Source organism: Legionella quateirensis (assembly GCF_001467955.1).
Taxonomy (GTDB): domain Bacteria; phylum Pseudomonadota; class Gammaproteobacteria; order Legionellales; family Legionellaceae; genus Legionella; species Legionella quateirensis.
This window is the reverse complement of sequence record NZ_LNYR01000031.1, coordinates 68,787-82,111: the sequence shown is the minus strand read 5'-3', so window position 1 is coordinate 82,111 and position 13,325 is coordinate 68,787. Positions and strand designations below refer to the sequence as shown.

Below are 13,325 nucleotides of genomic sequence, written 5' to 3'. Positions count from 1 at the left end.
GAACAATTGATATCTGAAACTATTAAAAATTATTTACCCGAATTAAATCTACGACAAAAACAAACCAATAATATTATCTTCATTACATTCTGGAGCCAGTTTTCAGTTTATGCTCTTAATACTGTTTTGATTTTATTTCTAACTCGCCCTCTACTCTCGCAAGGATTGGGTTACAGCCAGGCTAAAGCCTATGCATTTATCGGAGTGACTCAAGCAACCGGATATTTGATGCCCGTACTCGGTGGATACATGGCTGATACTATTGTGGGAATCAGGCGATCCATACTTCTTGGCAGCATCATGCTGGCATGCGCGTATTTACTGGTGATGCTTAGTGGATACACTATAAGCTCTTTGGGAGATCAACTTTTTATTGCGGCATTTGCATTCATTCCCGCTACCAATTCGTTATTAATGGGTACGGCATCCAGTATGGTTTCTCATATTTATTCGGATGATGCGATAAAAGCAAAATCTGCAATGACTTATTATTACATGGCCATTAATGTAGGCGCACTTCTGGCGACTTTGATCGCGCCTGCATTACTAGACAGCAGGTATGGACCATTGTCTGTTCTGACCCTGACGTTTGTAGGTAAATCCATCGCTGCATTAAATTTTGCCAAACGGTATACCATTTATGAATCGGTCATCTGGGGCAAAGATAAATCTCGGCTTTCTAAACAAGGCATCTTTCGTTTAACAGGTTATATTGCCGTCATTTATTCACTTACTTTATATGCCTATACCCATGTTTATCTGGCCAGCACAATAATTGCCTTAGGGTGTGGTGTAGGAATACTCTGGTTTATAGTCAAAACGGCTCTGCTTACAGGAGAAACGCGCAGTAAACAAATGATAGCGGTACTACTGATAATAGAGGCGGTTGTGTTTTTTATCATTTACAACCAAATGAACAGTACTCTGGTTTTATTCGCCAATAATAATTCCGATCACAATTTATTAGGTTTAAGCATCTCAGCAGCACAATATCAAATGCTCAATCCTTTATTAATATTAATTATAGGCAGCCAGCTTCCGCGCTTTTACCGGTTGTTTTCTCGTTTCACTATCCCCTATCAATTTGCAGCAGGAACCATGCTCTCAGGTTTGGCACTACTGGCCATGGCTTTTGCTGCCACCAGAGCAACTGATGGCATAGTCAACGGCAATTATATTGCGTTAACGTATGTTTTAATTTCAATCGCTGAATTATGGGTCAGTGCCATAGGTTTAAGTATGATTGGATTGTATTGTGATGGGCGCGCTATAGCATTTGCGATGGGAGTCTGGTACTTGGCCAGCTCCATGTCCAACGCAATTTCAGGAAGGGTTGCAGGCTGGGTTGCTATACCGGAACACGTTCAAAACGCGGTGGAGAGTTTGCCGTATTATAAAAACTATTATTTAATCATGGGCATTTGTGCTTTAAGTATTGGAATAATAATGCTTTTTATGGCCTATTTTTTACAAAAGAATATGAGAAAAAAAGGAATCGAGTTAGCATGACCGTTTTATTTTGTCTTATATAGAAGATAAAATTAAGGTTTTAACTTCATATTCTATTAAGATGTGTTGAAAATTCACCAAAGGATTCCCAAAATCTCAGGACTTGCTCCTGAGAGATATGATCCAGCTCTATACTCCGAATTTCCGCGGCATCCAGGACAGCAACGTTAAAACAATGGAGCCCGCGGTCAAAACCACGGGTATTCGGAGAGTAGAGCTGGACTGGTTTTTTAAAGAGATGCTGAAGATTGAATTGCTTTGTATTTATAAAAACCGAACCAGTCATGTGACGTCGAAGTCGGAACTGTCAAAACACTCTAGGAGCTGCTCCTGCATCGTTTACCTCTTTATGAATTGGGATGGCTGTTCCAAGCTTATTTTCATTAAAAAAAGAAAGTCTGTCTTGAACTTTCAACTCAGATACAACCGGGTTATCTTCACCTGATGTTAATCTCGTTGGAGCAATATTGCCTGCTCTTTGGGACTGACTGAATGGAGAAAGATAAAATTGTAATAGTTCAATTTTACGATCAATCCAATTGTTATATTGTTTTGAATTACTTAACTGCATAAAATTATTATGTAAAGCCATCAATTCACTACCAATCACACTGTTTACCAGGCTTTTGAGCGAAAATATAGTACAACTACCTCCTTCCTGATAAAAGTGTCTTCGATTACAGACCGTACGTCGATAACATATCGATGGATTTAAGGGATCCTGGCTATAATATGCAAGAGGAAACTGATAAGGCAGCCCGCTAAGCAGCTGTCTAATACCGTTAAGACGAATCCATTCATTTGCTTCATCGCTTCCCGGAGAGGAAGATAATGTATCGGTATAAGTAAAAGATGGCTTTCTATACAGTTTTAATTGACGCTCCACCCTTATTAATTCTTTCAGAGTAAACTCCATCGCTTTTTGATATTCTGCAGGTTGTGTGCGTGGATCTAGATTTAATTTGCTATATACACCATTCTCTAGGGTAAATGGCTCTAATTGAGTTACATAGGTTCCAGTACACGTTTTCTCAAATGGGTTGACTTCGTAAGGGCCATCTCCCAAATTATCCTCAATTTTAAAATATTCATAAAAGAATGACTTTTCATTATATCCAGCTCTAACACCATCAGCCAAATAACCGACCTTGATTATTCTAAAAACAGCTGAATGCCCTCTCATTCCTCCCCCCTGAAAGATAAGCTCATCAGTATCCGATTGCATTTCCCTGCCAGGGAAAAATCGAGGCATAGAGATACATGAATCAGAACCTACAGAGAAAAAGGGACAACCATATAGCATTGCATTTAAATTGTGCTCTATTAATGATGAAATGAAGATTTGTACTTGCACAGGTAACGTTCTGAGTACAGGAAATTCCATCAAAAAATGATTCGAGATGAAATTCATCAACTGCTGATCCAGATATTTGACAAATTTTGTATCAGTTTTCAAACTTTGTTGTAATTTCCCTTCTGGTGTGTAAGCAGCCAAAAGAGATGCTGCATAATTTAATACCTCATACTGAAATAAAGCTAAATTATCTCGATTCACTTCTGCATAGATCTTTAATGAAAGAGAATAAGCACTCGCTGCATGCGTAGTTTCAAGACTAACTCCATTTTTAATATGATTGGAAAAATCCCTGGCTAGCATCATCGAATAATCCAATCGAGTCTGTAAATTATGGTCTTCGATCAACTGCTTTAATTGTTGCAAACGATCTAACTGATTCTGCATTACAGAAGCATCTTGTATATTTCTTATCTCAGCCCTGGGAGACTTATAATATACCCTTAATAAATGCCAGATCGCTGTGGCAGATACCTGGAGGGATTGAGTTTGTAATATAGGATTATAGCTCAGTACAGGATCTAGAAATTTAAACTGGGAGATAAAATTAAATTGTGACTGAGGCGTATTAAAAGTCAGATGAATCGATGAAAAATCCTTATATTCTCTCCAATGAGTTAAGTCGACTCCCAAAAGTAAAAAATAGTGATTTAGCCATTCGTTAAAAGAGTTTTGAAATACTCTGGTTTCCCAAAAAATACCCTGAAGGTAATTCAATAGAAATTGATAATTATCAAAAGGTATAATAATTCCGCTATGATTGGGTACGTTGATGCAATATCCACCTACCTGCTCTACCTCTGAGGTCATCATTACGGAGCTATCGGTTAATGCGGGGATAAAGATGCAATTGAGGATTTTGCCTTCTGTAAATTCAACAATACCCAGTACCGCATAACACCATTCTTTAAAAGTCATTCAATTAACTGTCTCTAATAAAATCACATTGGACTTATTATAAACCACTTGTTAAATAAATTGAACTGGAATATGAGGCATTCAATTAGAATAATAAATTCTAATTATGGGATTACTTAGGTTCTTCCAAGCCTAAATTATCTCGTTTGAACACTCGATCGGCTCTATAACTGGATCGCACCAAAGGACCCGATGCTACTTCAAAAAAGCCCTTTTGTAAGCCTATCTGTCTTAATTCGGCAAAAGTTTCCGGGGTCACATAACGCTCTATAGGCAAATGATTTTTTGTAGGCTGAAGGTACTGCCCCAAAGTTAAAATATCCACTTGATGTGCGCGCAAATCATCCATAGTTTTAATGATTTCTTCATTCGTTTCACCCAATCCCAACATCAGACTGGTTTTGGTTAAAACATCAGGTCTGTATCGTTTTGCAAAAGCCAATACGTTTAAAGTTTGATGATATCCCGCTCTGTTATCCCGAACTGGATGTGTCAAACGCTCTACGGTCTCAACATTTTGCGCAAAAACATCAACACCGCTATCCAACAAAACCGCTACGTCATGTTCTATACCCTGAAAATCAGGAGTCAGAGCCTCAACTTTGGTTCGTGGAGATCGTTCTTTAATCGCTTTAATCGTTTTCGCATAATGACTGGCTCCGCCGTCTGGTAAATCATCTCTGTTTACCGAAGTCAGCACGACATAATCCAGATTCATTAATGCAACAGTATTTGCGGTATTATCAGGTTCCTCCATGTCAAGCCAACCATGTGGATTCCCGGTATCTACAGCACAAAATCGACAAGCACGAGTACACACAGCCCCCATTAACATAATAGTCGCGGTTCCATGCGACCAGCATTCAGCAATATTAGGGCATTTCGCTTCTTCGCATACTGTCGCCAGACGGTGCTTCTGAACCTGTTCCTTTACTTGGTTATAAGCAGGAGTGGTGTGATTTACAATGCGTAACCATTTGGGTTTTGGTAAGCGCTCATGAGTAAGACCTGTTGACTTCACCCCATCTTTAATTGCGGTTACCCCATTTGAGGTTTTATATTTTTGCCCGCTTTCAACTACAACTGGAATATCAATGAGTTTACTCATAGTACTGCCCTAAAAACCAAGAGTTTAGATAATCCCAAATCATGGGTACAAGATCAAGTCAAATTTGTATCCAGCTAATCGCTTTATCAAGTGGACTTTAACTCATTAGGGTTTTGATTATAGTATTTTATAGTATCTCAATTCGATTTCTTCCGCTGTTTTTAGCTTTATACATTGCCTTATCAGCTCGCATAAATAAACTTTCAAGATCATCGCCTTCAATAACAGTGGTTAAACCAAAAGAAACGGTCACATCAACTTTTTTATCCCGATAATAAAACTGACAGTGTTCCACTAGATTGCGTAATTTCTCCAAAATAGAATAAGCCTGATTTCCAGGAGTATCTTCAAAAATAAATACAAATTCTTCGCCACCAATTCGCGATATAAAATCAAGCTTTCGAACTGATGATCTTAAAATCATTGCTATCTTTTTAAGAACTTTATCTCCAGCCAAATGCCCAAAATTATCATTGATGTGTTTAAAATGATCGATATCACCAATAGCTAATGATAATGATTTGGAATTCAGTTTCCATCGTTGAAAAGCATCCAAAACGTGTTCTTCATAAGCTTCACGATTAGGTAAACCCGTTAAGCTGTCGTGATTTATTCTGTATTTTTGAAAAGAAAGAAGATTCTTGATTTCTTCCGCATTTTGCTCAGAGACGGCTAATTTTGATTGTAAAGTTACAATCTGTTGTTCCAACTCTTTTTCACGCAATTGCTCGCTCTCTCGAAATGATCTGATTCGTTCACCAATAAGTTCTAAATTTTGACTGACTTTTGCTGACAACTCTTCAATTGTTTTAGAATTATCCAAATGATTTTTGATCTGGTCAATATTGTCTTGAATTCCATGTTCTAATTTACGACTTTCTAGAGCAGCATTTTTCTGATTTGTAGAAGATGTCTTTAAATAAATATCAAAATCATGCAGCTGACTTGTTAACTGTTGAAGAAACCCTTTAAACCTGTTTTGCTCTACATTAAAAGCATCTACAACCAATTCAGTTAATCCGTCAATAAATCTATTTAAATCATCATTTGTTAATTGATGCTCCAAGAGTAATTTTATCTCTTCTCTTTTTGCATCTAAATCTTGCGGTATCGATAAATGATCAATTAACTGATGTAAACTTTCGTTGATTTTTAAACTAATTTCTCCTTCCTTATTTTTTATTTTTTCATTTACGGTAGAAACTTGTGACAAATCATCAAGCTCTTTAATAACTGAAGACACGCATTGGGTGAGTACCTCGTTAAAATGAACCAGAATAGCCTGATTTTCTATCTCTGAATCCAGCATTTTTTGTAATTTGGAAACCGCTCTTTTATCCTGGGATTTATTGGCCAGACGACTTACCGAATCAACACCTTGCTTAATTAAACTCGAAATCACACGAGAATTTTCTGATTTTTTATTTTGCATTTTGGTAAATATTTCAACCAGTTCTTTTACCTTTTTTTCTAAAACAGCCGGATCAAACTCTGCATCCAATTGATCTCGAAATTTAGAGAGTTGATCATCCATTTCATAATTAATACCTAAGGGGGTTATGATCAATTGATTGATTACATTTTTTAATGCATTGATCTGCACTTGCATTTTGTCGCATTTTGTTTCATAACGGCCAATTGTATTGACTATTTTCTTCTTTAGCTCTTGATCGATCATTTAAGAAATCCTTTTCTTAATTCATGTGGTCTGCCTTTTTTTTACTAGTTCCAGTAATAATTTTGCATGTGATCCATCACACAACGGGGGATTTTTGGTTTGTTTGCAATTACAAAAATGAAGTTCTTCTGTTAAATCGGCCAGATAATAAATCGACTTTTGCCCACAATCATCTTTATCGCAAAAAGGTTGCTTTGTACTTTCACCGCAACTGCACCAATAATATTCCTGCCCTTGCTGAACTTCTACTGCAATTGGAAATAAATGTTTGTATTTCAAATCGTCCATGACAGGAACTTCTCCCTATTCAACGCACTGTACCATTCCGTTATCTATTATTAAGTTTATTCTATAAATCCTGAAAAGATCAAAATTCTGAAATTATTTTTTATTAATTCAGATATTTAATCTTTTACCGGGTTACGGTATCTACTTAAGAACCAACCACAAACAAATAAAGTGATTAAGGTAAATAAGGATAATGCCAAATTAGCCAGGGCCAAAGGATAAATTATTAAAAATAGCCCTATTGCCATTATATATAATAAACCTATCGTATTTAATCTTTGCCTCAATTTGGCAAAAAATTCAATACGAATGAGCATGACATATAAAACAAGAATAATTAATAAGAATAATAAATAGATGCCCTGGTATGCTAATTGATACAGGATCAATTGAGCATTGTTTAACTGTTGATTATATAACCATTGCCCAAAAATATAAGACCAGTTCATGATGCAGGTTTGTTGATAGGACTGAATCATAAATGCCAGCAAAAAGGTTAATAAAAATATTAGATGTGTTGATGTACGTTTCCTGTAATATTGGCCTGCAAGATAAAAAGAAAATAAACCAGTAAATGCTGCAGGTAAACGTAAGAAAGGTAACATACTAAAGAAAGTACTGGCATAAGCCTGTTGGAAATAATGTACTCCCCCTACCGTAATAATAAATAACAATCCAGCCAGAAACTGTTTTTTTCTCTTTTCGAGAATAAAAAGAAGGGCAAAAAATCCAGCAAGACAAAAGAAGGCACAGGGATTAAATGCATCCATTAATGCGATTGTTCCAATATATTTTGTTGCAGATGGATGCTCTATCATGGACGAACCAAACAAATTAGCATGTGCCCAACGTTTTAATACATTAACGGTAACGGGTGATAATGTTCCATTTTTCTCAATTTCATTTTTACAGTAAGTCAAACCTCGAAGCAGATCCTTACCCGTGGTCTCATTCGATGCAAAGCCAATCCAGCGCGAATTACAAAAAAATACAGAAGGTACGCTGAAGTCGTACATATTCTGTTCCATTAATAATTGGTTAAACTGAATCAGTGCCTTTTTATCTTCATTAATCGTATAGCGCTGTACATGCAACCATGGAGTGCTGGCTTGCAGTTCACTAAAAAAAGCATCTGCTTTATGACAATACTTACAGGTAGTAGACAGATACAATTCAACATTAAGAATAACCTGTTTATCCTCTTTCTGGGTATACCAGACGGAAGGATTATCAGCCGCCCAAAGATTGGACCATACTACAAATAACACTAATAGAATTCTGAACGTTGTTGTCATAGCTCGGATGTATAAGTCAAAAGATTACTATAGCACCCGATGAACATTTTGAGAAATGAAGAGATTTGGGTGTTTTAACACAAGACTAGCGAAAAACCCCAGAATCGAGGCAGTGGGAATTGGCGTAACGTCTCAAATACCGCAGAAATTTCGTCATCCTGAACGTAGAGAAAGATCTCCACAAGCAGGCATCAGACCGATTTCAGGAGATCTCTCACTTCGTTCGAGATGACGCCTCCCGCATTACTTAAAAAGTCCCTTTAACGAAGAGATTGGGTGTTTTTCGTAAGTACTGATTAAGTATGAATGTAATTTTCCAAATGCTCTATTACCCTTGCTTTATCATCCAGCGAATGAAAAAGTAAATCACCAATTGATAATATCGCCAGAAACTCATCATTTTCACGAATCAAAAGATGTCTTCTTTTCGTCTGGGTTATTACTTGCATGGCTTTTTCAACTGTATCATGTGGACTCAGTATACTTACGTTGGTAAATACTACATCAGATACCTTGCCTTTATTGAGATCCACACATTTATTCAAACAGGAGCGAACAATATCTCGTTCACTTACGATACCAATCAGTTTATTCTCTGCGTCAACAACTACAACTGCACCTATATCCAGATCCACCATTAATTCAATACACTTTTTTACACTTTCATTGGGATGAATGTACACAATTTTTCGCGGTGGCATTGGTAATACACTGTAAATTAAGTGAGCCATTTCACTCTCCATGAGTACAAATTACTATTATTGTTAACTTACTGTATAAATATAGCACAAACGTTGATGCTGTTTTGAAATTCTAGCTACTTATTTCGGACCGAACTCACGAAATACCTCCATGTTCAGTTTGCTTCTATCTACACGCTTGAGCGCACAAGAAAATTGAATTATGGGTTAACGCCTGGTGGCTGGAAGAGAGTGGGAGAAGATCCCATTAAGTTAAGGGTTTTTATTCAAAATTATCCATTCGGGCTGAGGACTTAGTACTCCTCTCTTAATTCTGGCGAGGAAAATTAGCTCCAATTCGGTATAAATTTTCGCCATTGCGAACAAAATGAAGTAATCCAGAACACATCTCCAATAAGTCTACGTTGTGAATTGCTTCGAGTTACTCGCAAAGATGGGGCCTTATATGATCATAGAGATTTAAAAAAAACATGTTCGGTTTTATGACTTATAAGAGGGGTTCTCAGTTCTCAGCCCGAACGGATCGAGGTGAAATCCTTAACTGAATGGCGTGATGTGGGGGCTATAATCAAGCCCCCTATATTAAAAGAATAAAACTGATTTTATTATTTTCTGAGAAGTATCTACAGATTAATTCACAACACGCCATGAACCGTCAGCCTGACGACATGCTTTACCATAGATTTGCTGCGTTTTACCGCCAATCAAGGCTTTGGTTATGTATTCACGACAAGGTTGTTGTGAACGATAATATGTTCTCGTTGGTTGTACCGTATAACGATTTCCATTATCAGGGTTGGACCAGACTACAGCCCTGCCAGTTGGAGCAGTTTCTAAAGCACGTTGCATTTCCATGCGATCCTGTCTGTCCATGGTCTTACCAATTTGACCACCCAGATAAGCACCTAAAAGGGCGCCTCCAGCTGCGGCCATTACTTTTCCTGAACCACTACCAAATTGACTGCCAAGTAATCCACCTACAACACCACCTGAAATAGTACCTACGCCTTCATTATTTATTGGCGCACAACCAACTAACAAAAACGACAAAGATAACGATGCAACAGTTAATTTTTTCATTACAGTTCACCTGATTAATGAGTTACAAATCGGTTGCCATTCTACCATCACGGCCAGATATTATCCATAGTTCGGGATTTTGCCCCAAATTACTGTTTAATCTGGAGGAATTATCGATAACCTATTCCTTAGTCATCACTAATCGTGACGCACCCGTTCGGAGATCTGACATAGCAGTTCATAGCCTATAGTACCCGCAGATTTCGCAATTCGTTCAACCAAAATATGATTTCCCCAAAGTTCAACAGGATCGCCTATTTTAACTTCAGGATGATCAGTTAAATCTACTGTCATCATATCCATGGATACTCTGCCTACAATAACAGCCTCTCTTCCACAAACCCAGACCGGAGTACCGGGATGTATATGCCTGGGATATCCATCACCATATCCTGCTGCAACGATACCAATCACTGAAGGTTTATCACTTTTCCACGTGCCACTGTATCCTACTTGAGCATGAGGCGGATGGTAATGAATGGCGCTAATTGCAGACATAAAGCGCATTACTGGAATTAATCCCAAATCTGGAGCCATCTGGTGAGTAAATGGTGACACACCATAAAGCATGATACCTGGCCTCACAACATCCCCATGCGTTTCTGGAAATGAAATAATTGCTGCTGAATTAGCGATGCTGCGTTGACTGAATCCAGGAACGTTAATATGTTCAAACTTAGAAATCTGGTGAAGATTCTCTTGTCTGTGGGATTCATCCGCACAAGCCAAATGAGTCATTAACCCAATATTTTTATCAATCCAGGAACAGGATTGCAATGCACTCATTATGTCCTGAAGCTCCTGGACTTTAAATCCTAACCGGTGCATACCTGTATTTACCTTAACCCATAATTTAATGGGGTTAGGCAACGGTGTATTAATAAGCCATTCTAATTGATGAGGATGATGCAGTACGCAACCGAATTGATTCTGAGCAACTATCAATAATTCATCGGGACTGAATACTCCCTGAAAAAGGATGCATTGAGTCTGACTCCCCATTGATCTAATGGCTAAGGCTTCCTCAAGGCAGGCGACTCCGAAACCATCCACTTGCCCTTCCAGTACAGGAACCACTGCCTTAACACCGCAGCCATAGGCATTGGCTTTAACCATAGCAATTATTTTTTTACCCGGAGCGTAACGTCTTATTTGTACTAAATTATGTAATAGTGCGCTTGGTTCTATTACCAGTCTGGTAGGTCTCGACACCTTAATCTACCCCTTGATACCCATTAAAAGCCAAATCTTCAAAACGCGTGAATTTACCAAGGAATGCCACTCGAACCTTACCGATCGGTCCATTCCTTTGCTTGGCTATGATAATTTCAGCAGTTCCTTTATCAGGGCTATCCTCATTATAGACTTCGTCCCGATATATAAAGCAGATTAAATCGGCATCCTGCTCAATAGCGCCTGATTCCCTTAAGTCGGACATTACTGGGCGTTTATCAGCCCGTTGCTCCAAACTTCGATTCAACTGTGACAACGCAATGACAGGTACCTGTAATTCCTTTGCCAAAGATTTTAGACTTCGTGAAATTTCAGATATTTCCGCAGTTCTGTTGTCAGCACCAAACCCTGGAGCTTTCATTAATTGAAGATAATCCACCACAATCAAACCCAGTGAGCCATGCTCTTTTGCCAAGCGTCTGGCACGCGCTCTCATTTCTCCTGGACTTAATGCTGGCGTATCATCTATAAATAATGGAGCTTCGGATAACATATGTACTGCTGAAGTAACACGAGGCCAATCATCATCATCCAGTTTACCTGTTCTGATACGGTGTTGATCGATACGACCCAGAGAAGACATCATCCTCATTGCAAGAGAATCTGAAGGCATTTCCATAGAGAAAACCAATACCGGTTTACCCGCCTTGATGGCCGCATGTTCTGCCATGTTCATAACTAAAGTTGTTTTACCCATTGATGGACGACCCGCAACGATCACCAGGTCTGATGGTTGTAAACCTGATGTCATTTCATCTAAATCGGATAATCCTGTTGCAAGTCCGGTAATCGCATCGCCACTATGATAGAGAGCATCAATCTTTTCAACAGCACGTACTAAAATCGACTTGATATTTTCAGGGCCGCCATCACCGCCAGTTTGTTCTCCAATAGCAAATACTTTGGATTCAGCCAGGTCCAATAATTCAGGTACTTGCCTTCCTACTGGATTATAAGCTGAATCAGCAATCTCTGTGGCGACTGCGATTAACTGTCTTTGAACTGATTTTTCCCTGACTATGTCTGCATAGGCCGATACGTTAGCCACACTTGGGGTATTATTTGCCAATTCAAATAAATAAGCTTCACCACCAGCGTCATCCAACTCATTATGAGACTTCAGAGCATCAAGAAGTGTCACTACGTCAAAAGGTTGATCTTTTTTCGCTAAAGCAGCAATAGATCTGAATAAAATTCGATGTTCAGTGCGATAAAAATCTGCTTCACATAGTTTGGTACTTATTTTATCCCAAACCTGATTATCAAGCATTAAACCACCAATGATGGATTGCTCTGCTTCTGCAGAGTGAGGTGGACGTTTCAATGGATCAACTGATTTTTTAGAAGTTTGAAGCTCTAGCATAGTCGGGGCACGATAGTTAAGTTACAGATACTTTTTTATTGATACCATTGTAATGTGCTTTTAACAAAAAAGGCACACTTTAGTGTGCCTTTTTATACTATTTTTTATAAATCAGATTATCTAACCCAGGTTTGAGTACGACCCAGAACAGAAACACCAATATAACCTCTTACATAAAGTTTGTTACCTTGAAGGGTCATCTTGGCTTTATAAATTTTTCCAGTTTTGGGATCCAGTATTGAACCGCCACCCCAAACTCCATTACCTTCGTCTTTTAGACCCCATACAAAACCAATGCCTTGAATCTTCTTACCTTTGAAGGCTCCAGGACATTTTGAGCAAATACCAGTATCACCTGGTTGTGGATACACTTTAACGATATAACCGCTTAAAGTTCCGTTGGAGATAGACAAATTAACTACAGCTCTTTTGGCGCCTGTTTTATCATCAATAGTCGTCCAGGTTCCAGCAGGTGTTCCTGCAGCGATAGCTATAGGTAAATAACACACTGCAATCAAAAAACCACATAATGACTTCCATACGTTCATAACCATTCTCCATAATTAGCAACCAATAAAAGCATAAGCCATGATCATCAACTTTGCCAATTTTTTTTAAATCAGATATTTATTAAGCAGTTAGAAGTGCCCGTTTCCTATTTTAAAAAAACAACTTCAGGATTGTCAGTTCTTAGCCAGTATTAGGCGAAGCCGCAATACGAGCCTCATGATTGAACTTCTATTCCAAAACTCATCAAATTGTATTGAATGGGCAGATTTGAGTGCAGGTTGAACGATC

Annotated in this window: 11 protein-coding genes; 1 reads left to right on the top strand and 10 read right to left on the bottom strand. The window is 38.2% G+C overall.

From position 1 onward, the window contains the following. Positions 1-6: 6 nt before the first annotated feature. Positions 7-1,509: a peptide MFS transporter gene (locus Lqua_RS10000; RefSeq protein ID WP_058474140.1), complete on the top strand. Its 1,503-nt coding sequence runs from the start codon at positions 7-9 to the stop codon at positions 1,507-1,509. A gap of 307 nt (positions 1,510-1,816) precedes the next feature. Here the strand turns inward: Lqua_RS10000 and Lqua_RS09990 are convergent, their stop codons facing one another. The 10 genes from Lqua_RS09990 to Lqua_RS09945 form a co-directional block, all read right to left on the bottom strand. Next, positions 1,817-3,781 (bottom strand): hypothetical protein, encoded by a 1,965-nt coding sequence (locus tag Lqua_RS09990; RefSeq protein WP_058474138.1) that lies wholly within the window; start codon positions 3,779-3,781, stop codon positions 1,817-1,819. 112 nt (positions 3,782-3,893) lie between these two features. Continuing rightward, on the bottom strand, positions 3,894-4,889 hold the full coding sequence (lipA, locus tag Lqua_RS09985; RefSeq protein WP_058474137.1) for a lipoyl synthase: 996 nt from the start codon (positions 4,887-4,889) through the stop codon (positions 3,894-3,896). Positions 4,890-5,016: 127 nt separating this feature from the next. Next, a complete protein-coding gene (locus Lqua_RS09980) occupies positions 5,017-6,567 on the bottom strand; it encodes a GGDEF domain-containing protein (RefSeq protein ID WP_058474136.1) in 1,551 nt (516 codons plus the stop codon). A 21-nt stretch (positions 6,568-6,588) separates the two neighbouring features. Continuing rightward, complete coding sequence (locus tag Lqua_RS09975; RefSeq protein WP_058474135.1) at positions 6,589-6,855, bottom strand: CDGSH iron-sulfur domain-containing protein; 267 nt, start codon at positions 6,853-6,855, stop codon at positions 6,589-6,591. A gap of 116 nt (positions 6,856-6,971) precedes the next feature. Continuing rightward, complete coding sequence (locus Lqua_RS09970; protein ID WP_338011279.1) at positions 6,972-8,123, bottom strand: hypothetical protein; 1,152 nt, start codon at positions 8,121-8,123, stop codon at positions 6,972-6,974. Between the two features lie 323 nt (positions 8,124-8,446). Continuing rightward, a complete protein-coding gene (locus Lqua_RS09965) occupies positions 8,447-8,881 on the bottom strand; it encodes a CBS domain-containing protein (protein ID WP_058474133.1) in 435 nt (144 codons plus the stop codon). A gap of 600 nt (positions 8,882-9,481) precedes the next feature. Then, positions 9,482-9,931: an RT0821/Lpp0805 family surface protein gene (locus tag Lqua_RS09960; RefSeq protein WP_058474132.1), complete on the bottom strand. Its 450-nt coding sequence runs from the start codon at positions 9,929-9,931 to the stop codon at positions 9,482-9,484. A 138-nt stretch (positions 9,932-10,069) separates the two neighbouring features. Continuing rightward, the gene (gene alr, locus Lqua_RS09955; RefSeq protein WP_058474131.1) at positions 10,070-11,143 is read right to left on the bottom strand and encodes an alanine racemase; all 1,074 of its coding nucleotides are present in this window, start codon (positions 11,141-11,143) and stop codon (positions 10,070-10,072) included. A 1-nt stretch (position 11,144) separates the two neighbouring features. Beyond that, the gene (dnaB, locus tag Lqua_RS09950) at positions 11,145-12,527 is read right to left on the bottom strand and encodes a replicative DNA helicase (protein WP_058474130.1); all 1,383 of its coding nucleotides are present in this window, start codon (positions 12,525-12,527) and stop codon (positions 11,145-11,147) included. Between the two features lie 116 nt (positions 12,528-12,643). Then, positions 12,644-13,075, bottom strand: coding sequence for a DUF2147 domain-containing protein (locus Lqua_RS09945; RefSeq protein WP_058474129.1), 432 nt, complete (start codon positions 13,073-13,075; stop codon positions 12,644-12,646). Positions 13,076-13,325: the final 250 nt, after the last annotated feature.

Bases quoted from the DNA above. Each gene is read 5' to 3' on its own strand.
- Lqua_RS09990 (WP_058474138.1), bottom strand. From the start codon at position 3,781: ATGACTTTTAAAGAATGGTGTTATGCGGTACTGGGTATTGTTGAATTT.
- lipA (WP_058474137.1), bottom strand. From the start codon at position 4,889: ATGAGTAAACTCATTGATATTCCAGTTGTAGTTGAAAGCGGGCAAAAA.
- Lqua_RS09980 (WP_058474136.1), bottom strand. From the start codon at position 6,567: ATGATCGATCAAGAGCTAAAGAAGAAAATAGTCAATACAATTGGCCGT.
- Lqua_RS09975 (WP_058474135.1), bottom strand. From the start codon at position 6,855: ATGGACGATTTGAAATACAAACATTTATTTCCAATTGCAGTAGAAGTT.
- Lqua_RS09965 (WP_058474133.1), bottom strand. From the start codon at position 8,881: ATGGCTCACTTAATTTACAGTGTATTACCAATGCCACCGCGAAAAATT.
- Lqua_RS09960 (WP_058474132.1), bottom strand. From the start codon at position 9,931: ATGAAAAAATTAACTGTTGCATCGTTATCTTTGTCGTTTTTGTTAGTT.
- dnaB (WP_058474130.1), bottom strand. From the start codon at position 12,527: ATGCTAGAGCTTCAAACTTCTAAAAAATCAGTTGATCCATTGAAACGT.
- Lqua_RS09945 (WP_058474129.1), bottom strand. From the start codon at position 13,075: ATGAACGTATGGAAGTCATTATGTGGTTTTTTGATTGCAGTGTGTTAT.